A 16,645-nucleotide genomic window follows, 5' to 3' on the forward strand; every position below is an offset into this window, starting at 1 on the left:
TCTTATAGTGTTAATTCGTTATCTGTTGAGATGCCCTTTCGTTTCTTTCTCCGGCGTTTTCGTGGCATAGCTGCCGAGGGTTCGTGATCTGCCTTTTCAAAAAGTGTTTCTAAAAACTTTGTTGGCTCCGGTGGTTGGAGATAAGCAGTACCCGATTCACCCTTTTTGAGGTACTGCGTTTGCTGCTGTGGTTTTAAATAGGATTTTGGTTGTATGGCTTTGTCGGTAACCGCGAACCTTTCCGTTATATCTTTGGCACTATATGCCTTGCCTAGATCGCTGCCATTAAATACCGAGCGGTTCTTGTTATCAATAAAGGTCAAACCGTAAATAAATCCCTGTTCATTCTGCCGGAAAGTCGTGTGAATCTTGTGCTGTTGCAGTTCTTTGAGGAAAGTAGCTTTAGATATGGCGGTGTACTTAGCAAATACTTTATCTATTCGTTGTTTCAAGTCATCTTTAAAAGCTTTGCGCTTCTCCTTGTTCCGTTCAAATTTTTCCTCCAGGTTTTTCAAGGTAGGTTTGCCGTTTAAGCTGCTGGCCTTAAAAGGGATACCGACCTTGTTGCCATCCTTATCCAGTATGGAGTAGATCAATCCTTTCTTTTCAAACATCAGCGTATCCTCCCGGCCCCGGTCGGCAATCACGTTGAATTGTTTGAGTACCGCATTGAGTTCGGCTATAGAGGTGAATTTGTAGGTATTAGTGACTTCGCTGACAATATTGGTGATAACCCTTTTGGTGGGTGTTTTTCCATAAACCGCTTTCTCCAAATCAATGGGCTTGATGCCCAAAGCTTCTTTTAATCCTTTGCCTTCCGCTTTAACTAAGCCGTGTTCGACTTCCAATTCCTTGCGTGCCGGTTCCGATAACAGCCTGCCGATATTATGCACGTCGATACGCTTGCCATCGGCCTGCATATTGGTGGTGACAATGTGAACGTGATCGTGTGAGGCATCGTTATGCTTATAAACTAAATAGGGCTGGTCGCCAAATCCGATTTTTTCCATATAGGCTGCCGTGATTTGTTGCAAATCTGTAGTGCTGATCGTTTCCGAGGTGTCAAAATTCAGCATAATATGCAGGGCATTGGTTTTTACCCGGCTGTTGAGCATGGTCAGGTTTTCAAAACGGGTTAGCTTGTTTTTAAAACTCAATTGCTCAATGTCACCGCCAAAGCGACTGGCCATAATGAGTTCGGCTTTATTTGTTTCGACCTTGTTCTCGTTATATAGCAACAAGCCCCTGATATTTTTTCCATTGATTATTTTTGCAACCATTCTACGGATAGTTGGGAAACGATAATTAATAACCTGTCTACTTTTTCTTCTACCTTTTCATAGCGTTCCGCGACTTTCAGGATAAAGAAATTCTTTTGCGCCTCGTGCCTGGAGATATGAAAACTGCGGGTAAGCTGATTGATGTTGATGCCGATGGCTTTCAGTTCTTTGCGGATGCTGCTCAATTCCTCCATCGGGCCGTTCAGGCTGATGTCCTTATGAAAATAAAGGATGCGTTGTCTTTGCAAGATCTTCCTGACCACTTCGCCGAGTGATTGACAATTGCTGTTGGCCTGTATTTTCTCCAGCTTTTTAAACTGGCCTTCGCTCACCCGCATAATAATAGGATGGCTCAAAAGTTCGTCCTGATCTTCCGCTTTTTTACGGCTCATAAATACATATTTTATGGTATCCAGAAACCGCAAGTTCCGCAGCGGTTCCCCCGAAGGATGAGGGGCAAGATCTTTTCGTGTATACGAAAATACATCTTGCCGTTAACTGGTGTTAACTGTCTCCTGGGAAAAAGCCGTGCTGCTGAACGGGGTTCCTGTTGTTAATAAATGTTTGTGATTGCTGCCTTTCGGCTATTGGGTGATCGTGTCTAATTGCTCCATTTCAAGCTTTGAAACGGAAAGGCGCAAGCGCTTTTTGACCATGTGCCCGGGATGCTCACGAATGCGTTTGATCAACGGCTTGTCACTCAGCTTGGGATTCCATTTGGTGTGCGGTCTTGTTTTCGTTCTGCTCATGGCGATTCGTTTTTGAATGAGCCAAAAGTGGAAAGAACGGGGGGGGGTGATTGGGGACTTTGTTGGGGTGACCCCTGATTTATTATAAAGTCATTAGAAATGACATACGCAACTTATAACCCCTTCTAAGAATTGAGTAGCTGAAAGGTCAAATTCTATAAGTTAGGAAAGTTATCCATTACGGTTGTTATCTCATCCATTTTTTCATTTAGGAAGTAAATAGCAATGAAAATGGTTATCATAGCCAGAACCATAATCCATAGGATCGTATAGCTTTTTATCTTCTTTTTGATGTATTTGATATCGGCATCAAATTCTTTATCCTCATTTAAAATCCGGCTAATATCTTCCGAATTTAATAGATCAGTATAGCGTTCTTTAAAGTTTTGGTAGCTTTTCTCATAGCGTTCTTTTTGTTCAAAAGATTCTGTCCTTGACATAAGCATATAAACTAAGGACACGACTATTATGATTAAAGAAAAAACAGAACTATAAGTGACAAAGTTCCCGGAAGTATTTGTATTCCCTAAAACTTTAAGTGCTATTATCGAAGAAAATAGGGTAAGTACGGATAGTGCACTTTTCTGAAATGTGCTGGCAAAACCCTCAACTATTGTATTAGCCCGTTTATTGTAATCAATTAGCTGGTCAGACAATTTATTTCTGATTTCAATATATTGCTTAATGTTTTGTTTTTCATAAACTTTGTACGCCGATAAAATAGAGCTAAACATATTTCCAGTAAAAGACAAGTCATTTGCCGGGTTTAAATGCAGTTAAATGATATTCCTTGCTAAACCCAGTTTATCGATAAGATTACCTGATTCATGTATCCAATTATAAATTTTTCTATACTCCTTAATATAATCCGTTACGGGAATTACGTTCAGGTCAACTGTACCATCAATACCTTTATAACCATTTATTCTAAACGTTAACTCATTATCTGATAAGTGAGTGATGTCAAAAACCGCAATTATAATTAATGTAAAATCTATTCTTTCAAATAAATTCTTCAATAACCCAGGAGGGGTTTGATTGAACTGAAAGTCTTCCGGAATAATCAGTTTATCAGAAAGCGATATGGCATGTGTTGATGATTGTATGTTTTTTAAACGTCCGAGCCGAATGTTATTGTCCAAAAAAATTATGGGTTGATCCGGTTGGGTATTGTTTTTAAAAGCTAAGGACGCAGAATTATAATTTTGCTGAATATCCCTCGAATTGAAAATTATTGTTCCATATAATTTTATTTTTTCGGAAAAGAACGCAATTAAATCAGCTGTTGTAAATTGGGCCAAATACGTTTCAAAGGCTCCTATTGAATAAATAGATAACTGATTTTCTACTACCTTTTTTTCAATTCGGACTTTTATCGTAACGACAGTACCCTGCTCTATACCACGGATTTTTACTTCTAAAGATGCTTTAAACTCTGCGAAGTCAACGCCCTTAAAAAAGACTATACCATCATCTGACTCGTCGATGTTGATATAAATGATGCAAGTATCCGAATCTTCAAAAATATTTAGACAGTCATTTAAGGGCTGTTCATCCGGTACTTTTATAGATTCAAGAATATACTTGGTTTCAAATATTTCAAAGTCTTCCTGTGAAGTGGAAATCTGGTAATTTTCACCAAACTGATCAATAAGACTAGTAGAAATATTCATAACGGCTTAATTCGTTGTCTTTTTGAAAGCATCATATCCGGCATCGCTGCGTATTCTTATGTACTTTCTTTGGTGGTGCAATTCTGCTGTAATTGTACTTTCAATATTGATCTCATCTTTTATGACCAAATCAATATTCTCTGTCAGATTAATCGCATACTTGATTTTTGCAGTAATTTCAGATGGTTTTAAATCGAATCTTTCATCAAATGAAAATTTTTCTGGCAATTTCCTAACAGCTTGTTTTAAAGAAGCTACATCTACTTTTCCTGCTAAGACCCGTTCATAACCCTCCAAACAAGTTTCAATGAATTTTTCTATAGTAAACTCCTGATTTGTTCTAAAATATCTGATTGTTGAATTTCTCAAGTAGGTATGATCAGCCGGTGATTCCTTTTTTATATTTGATAATATTTTTGTATCAATAATATTGAAAGCGGTTTTGGTATTGTAAATGTCATCCCAAAACTGGTCTAGTTCCAAAAAATCATCCCACCAATAGGTTGCTCCCTTGCTATTTAAATCATGGACAGTAATGTCAACAATAGCATTTGAGTCATTTATTATAAATTGTACAGATCTGAAGATTTTTCGTTTTAACGGATAACCGCTATTTAGATTGAAATTTATTTTATCAATGTACTGTAGATCTTCCACCTTACAGATAACCGCTTTCTTTATACCGCGATCCTCGATTAATGATATTATCAAGAGCCCTTCGTTTATCATTTAATTCAATCCTTTTTTGATATTGCTGTATAGTGTTTATATAGTACCATAATAATCGAGTCGTTTCATCGGAAGGTTCAACCGAATAATAAATATCATCAAAGTAGGTTTTGGGAGGCTCTCCAACTATAACATACTTGGCCGGCTGAATATTTTTCATAATATAGATGCCAATTATGAATAAATAAATAGAACCTAATGTTCCTGCGAAGAAAATACTATCAAGTGAAGAGGTTTCCATTTTACTTACGGTAATACCTAACAACGCTATCAAAACACCGGATACCAATGTTATTAGTGTATTTGTTCTATTAATAATCAGTTCGCTACTTTCAACTGTATCTTTTAATTGTTTTTCTGCTTGTTCAAAGATGAACTTAGCCTCATCGATTGATAATTTCTCTTTTTTATTAAAATCTATTTCCCAAAAAGTCTCCATTATTTTTCAATTGATAGGTTTATAATAAACAATGAAGTTACTTTAAATAAATCCTAAAATCGTCTTTCTTTAACTTTGCAACAAGTTGTAAAGGAAGAACTTGTATTAGGATTTCGATACCAACCTTTAAATATTCGTCATCGTCAATATATAGTTTGTAAAAACTTGATGATGGACCCATATGGTCTTTTATTCTTATTTCGAGGCCGAAACTATACTTTGTGATTTTAATTATAAAATCATTTATTTCTATCAAGCGATTTCCCCTCTCTAAAGGTGTTTCATGGAACAAGGTCAAATAGCCTACCTCTAAATTGGATGATACGCTTTTTATAAAAAAAAATTGTCCTCCGCCATATTGAAATGAAAACCTGTCATTTTCATTTTTTACGTCTGTTATACAATTATGTTTAATCGATAATAAACGACTTTGCAATTCATTTAGCTCCTGTTTCATTAGTAGAAACTTAGGAATTGAAACATTGATTAAATAAATCGGTGCATTCTTGCCTGATAACAACAGGGACTTCTGAATCTTCATTAAACCAAAATGTTATTCCATATCCCTTTCTATAATACTGATAATGATTATGTAATCTGTCGTGTTCGTCCTTTTCAAAGGGGGATTTTCTCTGTTCAAACCAATACTTATATTTTTCCTCTATAAGCAATAGTCCTTCATCAAATTTATTTCTTTTTTCTACAAATTCTGGATTATCGAGCGGGTCAAGGATTGACATGATTAAATGTTTAGGTTAATTAGTAGAGGTAATATAGATTTTAAAAATCACATATCCAATACTTTAAATATAATACACAGTTTACTTCAACTGGTTAGGGGAATTAGTTTAGGCCAAGTTAAGTGTATCGTAGAATGGAAAAATTGTAAGAATGGAAGTTTTGTGCATAAGTTTTTATTAAAAAAAATGAATAAAAATCTTATAAGATGTATATTTGAATATACAATTTTGTATATTCAAATAAAACAAACAGCTGGATAGAAAGGGAATAACATCCTTTCTTTTACATCAACTCTCACATTGAGAACACATGCTGAATGTTTGGCAACTTCCGCTGAGAACGGATTTTACCTACACTTTCAAGAACTAACTTTAAAAGCTATCATAAAGGTAGCTTTTATTATTAAATGCTGCATCATGTGTTGAAAAGTTGCATATGTTATTGTTAATGAAATACTTTAAAATTCTTCAAAACCCATTCAAAAATAAAATGCCTGATTATTAAATTAGGGATTTCGGCTTTACAAATGGTTAGTTTATTTTAGTTGCGTGAGATAAGCTTAAAACGAGCCTATAAAGGAGTATATCACTACATGAGCGGTAAACATTTACAAAGATATTGTAATGAAGTAACCTTCAAATACAACAATAGCGGTTATGGTGATTTCTATTTATTCGAAAAACTAATGAGTAATATTCCAAATGTGGTATTACGCTATGATGATTTGGTAGGCAAAAATTTGAAAAAGGCCGCTTAATTTAGGATAAAAGAGCATAATAGATTAAATAATGTATTAAACGATAAAACATATCCAAATAAGAAAATGCCCGTATAAACCGGGCATTTTTGTTTAAAAAGACTTGCATTTTTTGGATTGTAGTATATATTTGATTTGAACGGATTTAGATGTTCAAACAGACGTATTATTACCTAAATTAAACTCACATGTAGTGGAATTTAGAAGGGTTTTTAACTAGGATCGGCGTTAGACAATCATTGTATTTAAATACTAAATTTAATAAACATTTAAATATAACACCGTTTATTTGAGGGGTGACCCTTAAAAAGTCACCACTTCCCCGGTTTTAAAGTCCGGATCATTGGGCTTTAATTTTAAAGGCAATGAATTTTATTGATTCCAAACTCAGGCAGGTAACACCTGAAATGGCTGTGCAGATATTAAAGGAACATGGCACAAAAGTTACCATTGAAGAAGCGAAAGTGGTTTTGGATTTTATGTATAAAATTGGTAAATTATCTGTTGATCAATACGTTAAAATATAGAATTATATATGAGGGCAGCAGATTTGTACATTAGGGTAAGTACGGACGAACAAGCGGATAAGGGTTACTCCCAACGTGACCAGGAAGAACGTTTAAGAAAATATTGTGCTATAAATTCCATCGACATCAGAAAGGTGATCTTTGAAGATCATTCCGCTAAAACTTTTAACCGGCCGCAATGGAACAGCCTGTTAGCAGAGTTAAGTAAGAGCAAGGGCAAACATACCAGCCTGATACTTTTTACCAAATGGGACAGGTTCAGCCGGAATACCAGTGATGCTTATCAAATGATCGGCAGACTGTCCAAGTGGGGGATTGAACCGCAGGCAGTTGAACAGCCCCTGAACCTCGAAATTCCCGAAAATAAGATCATGCTCGCGTTTTACCTGGCCACACCGGAAGTGGAAAATGATCGTCGGGCCTTGAACGTCAAACAGGGTATGAGAAAGGCCCGGAAAGAGGGTAGATATATGGGCCGCGCGCCGTATGGCTATGAAAACAAAACACGTGAAGATGGCAGCAAATATATTATACCTGATACTAAAGAAGCTCCAATGATGCGCTGGATATTTGAGTCTATAGCTGAAGGTGTGTTTGCACCGGATCAGATCAGGAAAATGGTCAATGACAAAGGGTTGATGATTAGCAAGTCTAATTTCTACCGGGAGGTTAGAAATCCTGTTTATTGCGGAAAAATTGTCGTCAAGCAATATAAGGATGAAGACGAGCAATGGGTGGACGGACAGCATGAGCCAATTATCAGTGAAGCTTTATTTTATGAAGTTCAGGATGTGCTCAGCGGGAAGAAAAGAGTGCTTAGAGTACAGGCGGTAAAGGTCTGCGCCGCATTACCTTTAAAGGGCTTTCTGCAATGCGATAAATGTGATCGCCCGCTAACCGGGAGTGCTTCAAAGGGTAGAAATGGTTTTTATTACTATTATCACGCTCAAGGCGCTTATGGTTGCGGGTGTCGTTATAAAGCGGACGAAATGAATAAGGAAGCAGCTAAAATGCTTAAAAAATATATACCGGCAGCCGGAATGAATGAGTTATACAAGATGGTTGTTTCGGATATTTATAGAATATATAAGGGTTCATCCCATGTCGGAAGAAGGGAAATAAGCGAGGAAATTTCAAAGCTGAATGCTAAACTGGCTAATGCCAGGGATATGCTTTTTGATGAAAAGCTGGATCACGATGATTATAAAATCATGAAGCGGGAATGTGAGGAAAAGTTAAAAAGGTTGGAATTAGCCCTAACGGAGGCAAAGGTTCAAAATTCGAACCAGTTGAGTATTGATAATATGCTTTTAAAGGCAATAGAGGCGCTTTCTAAACTTAATGAGTTGTTTTTGGATGGGGATATATTGAAGAAAAGAGAGGTGCTTGGTTCGATATTCAGAGAAAAACTAGGTTTTGACGGATTGGATTATCGAACCGGTAGAATTAGTGAACCGGCGAAGCTTATCTTTCAGATTAACAAAGAGTTAAGGCATAAAAAAAACGAGAAAGATTGCAAGCCATTGCATCTTTCCCGTTCAGTACTCAGAGCGGGAATCGAACCCGCACTCCGTTTACGGGAACAGGATTTTAAGTCCTGCGTGTCTACCAGTTCCACCATCTGAGCAGGTGTTAACCTTTTAAAAATAAAGCCCAACTTTTTGAAGGAAGGGCTTTGAGCGAAAGACGAGATTCGAACTCGCGACCCCGACCTTGGCAAGGTCGTGCTCTACCAACTGAGCTACTTTCGCGTTGGGAGTGCAAATATAGACAGAAAACCATATTCTGCAAGCAGAAAATAAATTTGACGTTTTCAGTATTACAAAGAGTTTAAGGAGATGTGTGTGGTTTTTAGCAAAATGAGGGAATAAAACAGACTTTGCATTAAACTTAGTTTAATGCAAGATTAAATTTTATACAGCTATTAGATTGAATATCAGCGTTAAATAATTACACTTGATATAGCAAGGTATTACTAATTATAGATACCTTTATGTAAACCTAAATAATTGGATTAGGTATTTCTGCCTGTAAATTATTAAAAATACGCTTCACAATACCTCATAGTCTATAATGTAGAACATTTATTATAGCTGATTGCGTTTTGTCAAATTTTAAACTTAAACTCATATAATTATGCATTTATTATTTCAAATTTTATTAGGCGGTATTGCCGGGTGGCTCGCCGGAAAAGTAATGAAGGGAGATGGTTACGGAATTATTATAGATATTCTGTTGGGTTTGGTAGGCGGATGGGTCGGTGGTGCCATTTTAGGATGGCTGGGTATTCATTGGGGAGGTAGTATTGGCTACCTGATCACTGCCTTTTTGGGTGCTGTGCTGCTGGTGTGGATATCAAGGCTCATTAAGGGTAATTCATAGTTCACTTATACAGCCGTTATTGTTAAAACAAGCAGGCTCGGTATGGAAATATCGGGCCTGCTTGTTAGTAAATGACGCGATTTTTTAATTTTTCTGAATAATATTAAAGGTCATTTCTTTTCTGGCTACGAAACCCAGTTTTTGATAAAGTTTAATAGCTATTGCGTTATCAGTACGTGAGTGAAGATAGGGGATTCCCGATGTTGCTATAATTTGCCGTATATGATAATTAATGAGTGTACCAGCACAGCCTTTGCCAAAATGATTGGGGTGGGTACATACGGCGCTAATTTCTACATAAGGTGATGGTTGTGTACGGTATCCGGCCATTGCAATGAGCTCACCATTGTTAAAAATGCCTTTGTAATTCCCAAAATCAATGGTGCGCTCAGTAAAAGGCCCAGGATTGGTTATTTTGGTTAATGCGAGCATGGCCGGTATATGTTGATCCTCCAAGGTGACCAATTCATAGTTTAATGGTTCTGATGGCAGGGAGCCATCAAATACCATCTGTAATATTTTCATGTTGTTCAGTACCTTCCATTGATCGGGAATGATAATTTCTTCTGCCGAAACAACTGCAAAAACGCGTTGATCGGTTACCTGTTTGTGTAAGGTATTAAAGTTAGCCGCTGAATAGTCTTCAAAACCAACAAAAGGCGCTACATTTTCGGCAAAATATTTAACCCGGTTGTTGCCGTGGGCCAGGTTACTGTTTCCTGATATTAAGGCATTCCAGATGGGATTGTCGAGCGGCTGTTCCATTTCCTATTTAGGTGTAGTAGTGCAAAATTAAAAGAAATGTCAGAGTCAATCGTCATCTTAAACTAATAACGAATGGAACTGAATGGGCAATTTTTTTTGCCGTATTTTGTTTAAGTATTAAACATAAAAATATATGAGCTGGTCGTCCGGGCAGTATTCAAAATTTGAGCATGAACGCAATCGCCCTATCCGGGATCTGCTTTTTAATATTCCACTGACCACAGTAAATATCGCTGCCGACATCGGGTGCGGGCCAGGTAATTCAACAGAGTTATTACAGACCCAATTTCCCCATGCTAAAATCATGGGCATGGATAGCTCCGAAAATATGATTGAAGCGGCACGCAAACGTATGCCCGGTGTTCGTTTTGAGGTTGATGACATTTCAACATGGCACAATCCCGGGCCATATGATGTTATCCTGGCCAATGCTGCCTTGCAGTGGGTGCCTGATCATAAAACGCTGTTCCCCGCGCTGATCAGTAAGCTGGCTAAAGGGGGGTGTCTTGCTGTACAAATGCCCGATAATTTTGAGGAGCCTGCGCACCGCCTTATGCGTGAAACCGCTACCAACGGGCCTTGGGCTGTTAAATTAAGTGAAGCATCAAAACGAATAAAAAGGGAAACAGCCGAATGGTATTATCATAACCTTCGCGATAAGGTTACTACACTGGATATCTGGCGTACGGTTTATCATCATCCGTTGCAGGGCGGCCCTGCGGCAATTGTGGAGTGGTTTAAGGGCACCGGTCTTCGCCCGTTTGTTGAACCGCTTGATGATGCCGAACGCAAGGCTTTTCTCAGTCAATATGAAGAAGGAATAGCGAAAGCATACCCGCAATATCCAGATGGTTCGGTATTGTTACCATTTCCAAGATTGTTTATTGTGGCAACTGTTTGAGTTGTCTAAACTTATAAAACAACAAAACCTCCCGATAGTATTGTCGGGAGGTTTTGTTGTTAATCATCCCAATTAACTTTGTAATTGTATTTCCAGCCCATTGGTCCTAAGCCAAATAGCTTGAGGAAAATTGACATCGTAGTATCCCTGAACCAGGCAGAGGCCAGTGAATGCACTTTTTTATCGGTGTTATGTTTTTGGGCATCGGCACGTACTTTCTCCACCCGTGGTTTTCTGATAGATTGAAAATCGGAAAAAGCTATAGAATACTCAGCCGTTGTGTGTGCCCTGAGCAGCTTGGCTAATATCATTGCGTCTTCCAGGGCTAATGATGCTCCCAGGCCGCTGGTAGGACTTACCGCATGCACGGCATCGCCTATTAAAATTGTTCTACCTTTGTACCATTTGGGTAGGCTGGGCATATCATACATAACGGTTTTGATGACATGATCTGAGTTGGTGATCAGTTGTGGGACAGGCTGATAAAAATCTTCATAATCGGCAGTTAATTTACTTTTTAATGCTTCAGCTGAAAGGTTTGTCTGCGTGTATTTGGCATCCTGTTCAGATAATTCTAAACTGCACCACCACATGAGTTCATTTGCAGTTTGAAAACTAAAACCAAAGAATCCACTTAAGCCAAATGACAGGTTAAGCGCATCATGGTCATATTGCCCCAAATATGGCTCAAGTGCTGATTTTTGAACAAATCCCCCGGCGCCATAAAAACCGGTATATTCTTCAGGAAAGGCATTATTAAAAATGATTTTCCGGGTTGATGAGTGGATACCGTCCGCACCTATGACCAAGGAACCTTCGAAACTGCTCCCATCATCAAAAACGGCGGTTATTCCTTCAGTGCTTTCATGAATGCCCTTCAATCGTTTTTGAAAGTTTACTGCTATACCCTGTTTAGCTGCCTCCTGGTAAAGTATCTGATGTAATGTGGCCCGGGAGATCATCACAAATGGTTGCCCAAATTTTTTGATGGCATTGAGTTTGATCCGTGCCAGGAATTTTCCTTTGTAGTTTCTGAAATTATTATAATCAAAGATCTTTCCGGCATTGATCACTTTCTCATCCAGGCCCAACTCCTGCAATACATTTATGCCATTTGGAGCCAGACCTATACCGCCGCCAATGCCTTTTACATCAGGGTATGCCTCGAATACAGTTGAAGTGATACCTGCTTTTTTCAAAAACAGAGCCAGAGATAAACCTGCATAGCCGGCCCCTATAATGATTACGGGCTTATTGATAGTTTCCATATTATTTAACGTGTTTAATAATGCCATTTCCATACTGCTTTACGTCTGTTAGTACCGCGTTGCCTGCATAATGTACATCGCCCTGGCCCCAATGAGCAATACTGATGGATCTGTTGGCATATAGTTCTACATTACCCTCAGCCATGTTTCTGATACTCAAGTCATCTGCAATCATTTCCAGGGCAAATAAATTTCCTTCGCTTTGGTTTTTGATGGTCAGCGAACCGCATTTACCTTTAAGTGTAACATTTCCGGAGCATTGGCTTAATACTTTTATAGCAGGGGCACAAATGTTCAGGTTGGTATTGCCTATGCTTTGTATTTTTATTTCAAGTGGGTTATTAAGCGTAATTACCTTACTGCAGTTTACATCACCACCATCACAACGTACATAAAGTGTATCTATCTGGCGTAAATAAACCATGATCTTGCACCTGGTAAAAGATAACTTTCTGAATTTTGCTTCGGATGATATATAGAGGGTGCTACCCGAATTAACTGCTTCAAAATAATCAAGCAGGTTTTCGTCGGTTTCTATTATTACTTTTTCTTCATCAGATGATACCAATTCTATTAACCCTTTTGCTGCCAGGTGAAGCCTGATAAAGGAGCTTACCGGTATCTCTTTGGAAACTATATTCCCATTTCCTTTTATTTCAATCATTTGTCTTAATTTTTTAAAATTCATTTTAGGTTACTATGTCTGGCGTTAGTAACAAGAAATGCTTTTCTGTATCTTACTATTGATTGCCAGGGTTCGATCAGTTTTTGTACTACAAAGATGCCCGCAACGCGGTAGTCGATTGTTACATCAAAAGGAGTATGATTTATATAATACGGAGTAATGCCATTTGAATTAAAAGATACAGCCAGTAACAATATTCTGTATAGCCATCCGCTTAACGAGGCCGGATTTAATACGGATGAACTAAAAACAGAGCTGGTTACCTTGAACTTGCCATTTGGTGACATGCAAACACGTATCTGGATATTTAATGGCATCCGGATGAGTTACGCTGAATCTGTTTTCAGGGAACTGGGTACGCTGGATTGGCGGGGGGATATGAAAATGGTGACCATGTACTTTAGCCTGAAAGGTAAATTGCTCATGGTAGATAAGCGCCTGAATAAGCAGTTTGAGTTAAGCACCAATCAGCACAATCTTTTTTACGGAACAGAGGCGGAAGGTAAGATGAAGGTGGAGGAATTAAAAATGCGATCGTTCATGATTCAGTTTACCGAAAATGCTTTCCTGAACATTACCCGTGATGGTAACGATACTCTGAAAAGATTTGCCGACAAAATATTAAAAGGAGAGTCGGCAGCGTTATCTGCCGATAACTTAAATATCAATCTGGCCATTCAAAGCTGTATCAATGCTGTTATTAACTGCAAATTTACAGATCCGTTAAAAAAGATGTTCCTGCTTTCTAAAGCAATCGAAATACTGGTTTTGCAGGCCGAGTCCTATAATCAGCTGCTTACGCCAACAAAAATATACGCCAAAACAGATTATGATAAGGAGCGCCTGGTATATGCCCGGGATTATTTGATACAGCATATAGAGGTACCGCCAAGTTTATCCCAACTTGCCCGTGCAGCAGGCATTAATGAGTATAAATTAAAGCGGGGATTCAAAGAGCTGTTTGGCACTACCGTATTTGGGTATTTGGCCGAAAACCGGCTGGAACTGGCCAAAATTGATCTGCTCGAGGGCCGAAAATCAGTTACAGAGATCGCTTTTGAACTGGGCTATTCCTCCGTTCAGCATTTTAGCACTGCTTTTAAAAAGAAATTCGGGGTGGCGCCAAGTCAGTTAAGGTAATATATCACTTCAGCCTGCAACTAAGCCCATTGGTTGCAGGCTGAATAAAAAAATTATCCTGGTTACTGTAAATGTATTTTATTACAAGTTTTCGGTATACTTTTTAAAATTATCAAGGATAGCCTGCCATCCTCCGCGTTGCATTTCGATAGGGTTTGTACTTTCCGGATCAAAGGTCTCAATTACTTTAGTGCTATTTCCCCGGTCTTCAAAAATAACCGAAACCTTTCTGCCATCACCCATAGTGTATTCAATAAGCCGATGTTTTTCGACCATGGTATAAACGCCTCCAAAATCAAAGCTAAAACTACCGTCTTTAGCGGCCATGGTAGTTTTAAAGGTTCCGTCAATGCGCAGGTCATTATCTGCATAAGGTGCGTGCCAATCGTCAGATGCCTGGCACCATTGGGTAATATGTTCGGGCTCGCTCCAAGATTCCCAAACTTTTGCAACAGGAGCGTTTACAATAGTTTCAACTGTAATTGCGATGTTATTTGTTGTTTCCATTTTAATTAATGTTTGGTTTTAATAAAATAAAGGTAAGGCAACATATTTAAAAACAGAGGGTGCAATTACGACAATTACAGGGTGTGGATTACTATATGCTGCATTAGGCGATAAGCTATTGGCAAGGTGGAAAAGAAAAAATTGAAAATAAATTTGCATATAATATGTATACATATTATATTTAAACATACAATAAACTAAATCTTAAAATCATGTGGAAAAGAACCTATTCAACCGTAACAACAGAAGTAACCAAAGAGCAATTATGGAGGCTGTTTGCTGATGTAAACAATTGGCACAATTGGGATACCAATATTGAATTTGCCAAAATAGATGGCCAGTTTGAAGCTGGCAATAGTTTTATATTACGACCAAAGGGCGGCCCAAACGTTAAGATACAACTGCTTGAAACCATAAAGGATAATAAGTATATTGATGTAACCAATTTTCCGCTGGCCAAAATGTACGATGAGCATTTGTTTGAAGATACGCCCGAAGGTGTAAAAATAACAAATACCATTTGGGTAACCGGCTTGTTAAGCTTTGTATGGGTAAAACTGGTGGCCCAAAAAATTGTTGATGATACCCCGGCAGATATGCAGAAGCAAATTGCAGCTGCCAAAAGTTTGTAAATATATATGGGTACACTATGTTCACCGTACAAAATATTAAAAAATGGAATTAACTGATAACACCTTTAGTGTGGATAAGGCCGAAGATAGCAGTGGCTTTTTATTGTGGCAGGTTACCAATTTATGGCAGCGTGAAATTAGAAAAGCATTAGTGCAGTATGATCTCACCCATTCCCAATATGTATTGCTGGCAAGCATACATTGGCTAACCTTGCAAAAGCAGGATGTAACCCAGGTTTTACTCTCAACACATACCAAAATCGACCCGATGACAACTTCAACGGTGCTGCGTGCCTTGCAAACGAAAGGGCTTTTACAAAGACGGGAGCATGCTACAGACACCCGGGCCAAAAGTGTTGCCCTTACTGAAACCGGTAAGCAGGTTATCATGCAGGCAGTTATTGTAGTTGAAGATTTTGACCGGCGATTTTTCTCGGCTTTGGGTGCCGGAGCTGCCGAATTTAATAAAAAGCTGATAGCTCTGCTGGGTTATGCTCATAAAACGGAATGATTTGGCTGTTATCAAAACAACCGGGTTACGATGATGATTCACAAAACTTCTTGAAAACATCAAGTGTAATAGTCCAGTAAAAATCAAGATGTTTATAGGCTGTTTCATCTGTAATCTTACTTAGGGTTAAGTTTAGCACAGTTTCATTTGCTGTTATTGGATTCAACGTAAAACCAACTATAATATAGTTTAAGGGTATATCAGGCAGCCCTGAAAGTGTGCTCCAATAATTATATTGAAGGACCTTTTCTGGTTCAAATTGCAGGATGGTTCCTTTATTCTCAAAATCTGTCCAGTGCAAACTCCCGCTAAAAATAATAGAACTTCCAATTTGCCAGTCGGTAGTCACATTTATTTCCGTGTCCAGCATCCATCGCTTTATTAATTCCGGAGCTATTAATGCATTCCACACTTTTGACACCGGGGTGTTAATGGTAACAGTCTTATTTATTTTCCTTTCGTCTGAATAGTGTGGCATCTGATTGCTTATTGATGGCGTATGTCCAAAAACTGAAAATAATAGTATTTTCCTTTAATGCGAACGGATAATGAGTATTTGATATTCAGTTGACTGGAACTGCGTTATATTTACATCAGTAATGAAGTTATAACCAGTATAAATTGAAACTACCTATTGTTATTGTGGTTCCCTTTCTTAAGGTAAGCGGTATGGCTGTTTTCCCTTTTATCCTGGTAAAACACCAGGATTTAAAAAGCGATGATCAGCTCATCAGGCACGAAACCATTCATTTAATACAGGAATTGGAGTTATTAATAGTGCCCTTCTATGGTTTGTATCTGGCTAACTATTTAATCAACCGGATCAGATATCGTGATCATGAAAAAGCTTACATGAATATTGTTTTTGAACGCGAGGCGTACGCTGGGTATTCTGCGGAGGGTGACCATGCTATTCCGTGGCAAACGGAGCATGTATTTGGCTGGCGGACGAGTACAGC

Annotated in this window: 21 protein-coding genes, 2 tRNA genes and 2 pseudogenes; 9 read left to right on the plus strand and 16 right to left on the minus strand. The window is 38.3% G+C overall.

All coding sequences use genetic code 11. The features are described 5' to 3' along the window. Positions 1 to 2: 2 nt before the first annotated feature. From AB6735_RS24555 to AB6735_RS24595, 9 genes are all read right to left on the minus strand, one after another. Positions 3 to 1,280, minus strand: coding sequence for a relaxase/mobilization nuclease domain-containing protein (locus tag AB6735_RS24555; RefSeq protein ID WP_370998812.1), 1,278 nt, complete (start codon positions 1,278 to 1,280; stop codon positions 3 to 5). Beyond that, the gene (gene mobC, locus AB6735_RS24560; protein ID WP_370998814.1) at positions 1,265 to 1,672 is read right to left on the minus strand and encodes a plasmid mobilization relaxosome protein MobC; all 408 of its coding nucleotides are present in this window, start codon (positions 1,670 to 1,672) and stop codon (positions 1,265 to 1,267) included. The genes AB6735_RS24555 and mobC overlap by 16 nt, the downstream gene beginning before the upstream one ends. 192 nt (positions 1,673 to 1,864) lie before the next feature. Further along, on the minus strand, positions 1,865 to 2,029 hold the full coding sequence (locus AB6735_RS24565; protein ID WP_370998815.1) for a hypothetical protein: 165 nt from the start codon (positions 2,027 to 2,029) through the stop codon (positions 1,865 to 1,867). Positions 2,030 to 2,184: 155 nt separating this feature from the next. Then, positions 2,185 to 2,469 (minus strand): hypothetical protein, encoded by a 285-nt coding sequence (locus AB6735_RS24570; protein ID WP_370998816.1) that lies wholly within the window; start codon positions 2,467 to 2,469, stop codon positions 2,185 to 2,187. 336 nt (positions 2,470 to 2,805) lie between these two features. Next, a complete protein-coding gene (locus AB6735_RS24575) occupies positions 2,806 to 3,702 on the minus strand; it encodes a hypothetical protein (protein WP_370998817.1) in 897 nt (298 codons plus the stop codon). 6 nt (positions 3,703 to 3,708) lie between these two features. Further along, on the minus strand, positions 3,709 to 4,431 hold the full coding sequence (locus tag AB6735_RS24580; protein WP_370998818.1) for a hypothetical protein: 723 nt from the start codon (positions 4,429 to 4,431) through the stop codon (positions 3,709 to 3,711). Next, positions 4,361 to 4,870, minus strand: a complete 510-nt coding sequence (locus AB6735_RS24585) for a hypothetical protein (protein ID WP_370998819.1) — start codon at positions 4,868 to 4,870, stop codon at positions 4,361 to 4,363. Before AB6735_RS24585 ends, AB6735_RS24580 begins: the two co-directional genes overlap by 71 nt. Before the next feature lie 37 nt (positions 4,871 to 4,907). After that, a complete protein-coding gene (locus tag AB6735_RS24590) occupies positions 4,908 to 5,327 on the minus strand; it encodes a hypothetical protein (protein ID WP_370998820.1) in 420 nt (139 codons plus the stop codon). A 10-nt stretch (positions 5,328 to 5,337) separates the two neighbouring features. Next, positions 5,338 to 5,610 carry a hypothetical protein gene (locus AB6735_RS24595; protein WP_370998822.1) on the minus strand — a complete coding sequence of 91 codons (273 nt, stop codon included), beginning with the start codon at positions 5,608 to 5,610 and terminating at the stop codon, positions 5,338 to 5,340. Positions 5,611 to 6,170: 560 nt separating this feature from the next. Between AB6735_RS24595 and AB6735_RS24600 the strand changes: the two are divergent. From AB6735_RS24600 to AB6735_RS24610, 3 genes and pseudogenes are all read left to right on the plus strand, one after another. Beyond that, positions 6,171 to 6,258 (plus strand): annotated as a pseudogene (locus AB6735_RS24600) (transposase); the annotation flags it as partial. A gap of 475 nt (positions 6,259 to 6,733) precedes the next feature. Continuing rightward, a complete protein-coding gene (locus tag AB6735_RS24605; RefSeq protein ID WP_370998824.1) occupies positions 6,734 to 6,895 on the plus strand; it encodes a hypothetical protein in 162 nt (53 codons plus the stop codon). 8 nt (positions 6,896 to 6,903) lie between these two features. After that, positions 6,904 to 7,638, plus strand: a pseudogene (locus tag AB6735_RS24610) (recombinase family protein); the annotation flags it as partial. A 799-nt stretch (positions 7,639 to 8,437) separates the two neighbouring features. Here AB6735_RS24610 and AB6735_RS24615 read toward each other — a convergent pair. Together AB6735_RS24615 and AB6735_RS24620 are read right to left on the minus strand one after the other, a co-directional pair. Then, positions 8,438 to 8,522, minus strand: a tRNA-Leu gene (locus tag AB6735_RS24615). Between the two features lie 51 nt (positions 8,523 to 8,573). Further along, positions 8,574 to 8,646 (minus strand) — tRNA-Gly (locus AB6735_RS24620). A 385-nt stretch (positions 8,647 to 9,031) separates the two neighbouring features. On the opposite strand from AB6735_RS24620, the gene AB6735_RS24625 reads away from it, so the two are divergent. Continuing rightward, the gene (locus AB6735_RS24625; protein ID WP_370998825.1) at positions 9,032 to 9,277 is read left to right on the plus strand and encodes a GlsB/YeaQ/YmgE family stress response membrane protein; all 246 of its coding nucleotides are present in this window, start codon (positions 9,032 to 9,034) and stop codon (positions 9,275 to 9,277) included. 84 nt (positions 9,278 to 9,361) lie between these two features. Here AB6735_RS24625 and AB6735_RS24630 read toward each other — a convergent pair whose 3' ends face one another. Further along, positions 9,362 to 10,042 (minus strand): GNAT family N-acetyltransferase, encoded by a 681-nt coding sequence (locus tag AB6735_RS24630; protein ID WP_370998826.1) that lies wholly within the window; start codon positions 10,040 to 10,042, stop codon positions 9,362 to 9,364. 133 nt (positions 10,043 to 10,175) lie between these two features. Between AB6735_RS24630 and tam the strand changes: the two genes are divergently transcribed. Beyond that, positions 10,176 to 10,943, plus strand: coding sequence for a trans-aconitate 2-methyltransferase (gene tam, locus AB6735_RS24635; protein WP_370998827.1), 768 nt, complete (start codon positions 10,176 to 10,178; stop codon positions 10,941 to 10,943). Positions 10,944 to 11,002: 59 nt separating this feature from the next. Here the strand turns inward: tam and AB6735_RS24640 are convergent, their stop codons facing one another. Beyond that, on the minus strand, positions 11,003 to 12,211 hold the full coding sequence (locus tag AB6735_RS24640) for an FAD-dependent oxidoreductase (protein ID WP_370998829.1): 1,209 nt from the start codon (positions 12,209 to 12,211) through the stop codon (positions 11,003 to 11,005). A gap of 1 nt (position 12,212) precedes the next feature. Then, positions 12,213 to 12,899 (minus strand): GIN domain-containing protein, encoded by a 687-nt coding sequence (locus AB6735_RS24645; RefSeq protein WP_370998830.1) that lies wholly within the window; start codon positions 12,897 to 12,899, stop codon positions 12,213 to 12,215. A 156-nt stretch (positions 12,900 to 13,055) separates the two neighbouring features. Here AB6735_RS24645 and AB6735_RS24650 point away from each other — a divergent pair, with 156 nt between their 5' ends. Continuing rightward, positions 13,056 to 14,036, plus strand: coding sequence for a helix-turn-helix transcriptional regulator (locus tag AB6735_RS24650; RefSeq protein WP_370998831.1), 981 nt, complete (start codon positions 13,056 to 13,058; stop codon positions 14,034 to 14,036). 81 nt (positions 14,037 to 14,117) lie between these two features. Here the strand turns inward: AB6735_RS24650 and AB6735_RS24655 are convergent, their stop codons facing one another. Then, positions 14,118 to 14,543: an SRPBCC family protein gene (locus AB6735_RS24655; RefSeq protein ID WP_370998832.1), complete on the minus strand. Its 426-nt coding sequence runs from the start codon at positions 14,541 to 14,543 to the stop codon at positions 14,118 to 14,120. Positions 14,544 to 14,755: 212 nt separating this feature from the next. Between AB6735_RS24655 and AB6735_RS24660 the strand changes: the two genes are divergently transcribed. Then, a complete protein-coding gene (locus AB6735_RS24660) occupies positions 14,756 to 15,175 on the plus strand; it encodes an SRPBCC family protein (protein ID WP_370998833.1) in 420 nt (139 codons plus the stop codon). 43 nt (positions 15,176 to 15,218) lie between these two features. Beyond that, complete coding sequence (locus AB6735_RS24665; protein WP_370998835.1) at positions 15,219 to 15,686, plus strand: MarR family winged helix-turn-helix transcriptional regulator; 468 nt, start codon at positions 15,219 to 15,221, stop codon at positions 15,684 to 15,686. Between the two features lie 25 nt (positions 15,687 to 15,711). Here AB6735_RS24665 and AB6735_RS24670 read toward each other — a convergent pair whose 3' ends face one another. Next, positions 15,712 to 16,164: an SRPBCC domain-containing protein gene (locus AB6735_RS24670; RefSeq protein ID WP_370998836.1), complete on the minus strand. Its 453-nt coding sequence runs from the start codon at positions 16,162 to 16,164 to the stop codon at positions 15,712 to 15,714. A 143-nt stretch (positions 16,165 to 16,307) separates the two neighbouring features. Here AB6735_RS24670 and AB6735_RS24675 point away from each other — a divergent pair. Continuing rightward, a partial coding sequence (locus tag AB6735_RS24675) for a hypothetical protein (protein WP_370998838.1) occupies positions 16,308 to 16,645 on the plus strand: 338 nt, incomplete at its 3' end.

Origin of the sequence: Mucilaginibacter sp. RCC_168 (genome assembly GCF_041355315.1) — a bacterium.
In the GTDB taxonomy this organism is placed as follows: domain Bacteria; phylum Bacteroidota; class Bacteroidia; order Sphingobacteriales; family Sphingobacteriaceae; genus Mucilaginibacter.

Coding starts and splice junctions, on each gene's coding strand:
- AB6735_RS24570 (WP_370998816.1), bottom strand. CDS start 2,469: ATGTCAAGGACAGAATCTTTTGAACAAAAAGAACGCTATGAGAAAAGC.
- mobC (WP_370998814.1), bottom strand. CDS start 1,672: ATGAGCCGTAAAAAAGCGGAAGATCAGGACGAACTTTTGAGCCATCCT.
- AB6735_RS24660 (WP_370998833.1), top strand. CDS start 14,756: ATGTGGAAAAGAACCTATTCAACCGTAACAACAGAAGTAACCAAAGAG.
- AB6735_RS24565 (WP_370998815.1), bottom strand. CDS start 2,029: ATGAGCAGAACGAAAACAAGACCGCACACCAAATGGAATCCCAAGCTG.
- AB6735_RS24595 (WP_370998822.1), bottom strand. CDS start 5,610: ATGTCAATCCTTGACCCGCTCGATAATCCAGAATTTGTAGAAAAAAGA.
- AB6735_RS24645 (WP_370998830.1), bottom strand. CDS start 12,899: ATGAATTTTAAAAAATTAAGACAAATGATTGAAATAAAAGGAAATGGG.
- AB6735_RS24555 (WP_370998812.1), bottom strand. CDS start 1,280: ATGGTTGCAAAAATAATCAATGGAAAAAATATCAGGGGCTTGTTGCTA.
- AB6735_RS24655 (WP_370998832.1), bottom strand. CDS start 14,543: ATGGAAACAACAAATAACATCGCAATTACAGTTGAAACTATTGTAAAC.
- AB6735_RS24590 (WP_370998820.1), bottom strand. CDS start 5,327: ATGAAACAGGAGCTAAATGAATTGCAAAGTCGTTTATTATCGATTAAA.
- AB6735_RS24640 (WP_370998829.1), bottom strand. CDS start 12,211: ATGGAAACTATCAATAAGCCCGTAATCATTATAGGGGCCGGCTATGCA.
- AB6735_RS24665 (WP_370998835.1), top strand. CDS start 15,219: ATGGAATTAACTGATAACACCTTTAGTGTGGATAAGGCCGAAGATAGC.
- AB6735_RS24650 (WP_370998831.1), top strand. CDS start 13,056: ATGCCATTTGAATTAAAAGATACAGCCAGTAACAATATTCTGTATAGC.
- AB6735_RS24580 (WP_370998818.1), bottom strand. CDS start 4,431: ATGATAAACGAAGGGCTCTTGATAATATCATTAATCGAGGATCGCGGT.
- AB6735_RS24575 (WP_370998817.1), bottom strand. CDS start 3,702: ATGAATATTTCTACTAGTCTTATTGATCAGTTTGGTGAAAATTACCAG.
- AB6735_RS24625 (WP_370998825.1), top strand. CDS start 9,032: ATGCATTTATTATTTCAAATTTTATTAGGCGGTATTGCCGGGTGGCTC.
- AB6735_RS24585 (WP_370998819.1), bottom strand. CDS start 4,870: ATGGAGACTTTTTGGGAAATAGATTTTAATAAAAAAGAGAAATTATCA.
- tam (WP_370998827.1), top strand. CDS start 10,176: ATGAGCTGGTCGTCCGGGCAGTATTCAAAATTTGAGCATGAACGCAAT.
- AB6735_RS24630 (WP_370998826.1), bottom strand. CDS start 10,042: ATGGAACAGCCGCTCGACAATCCCATCTGGAATGCCTTAATATCAGGA.
- AB6735_RS24670 (WP_370998836.1), bottom strand. CDS start 16,164: ATGCCACACTATTCAGACGAAAGGAAAATAAATAAGACTGTTACCATT.
- AB6735_RS24605 (WP_370998824.1), top strand. CDS start 6,734: ATGAATTTTATTGATTCCAAACTCAGGCAGGTAACACCTGAAATGGCT.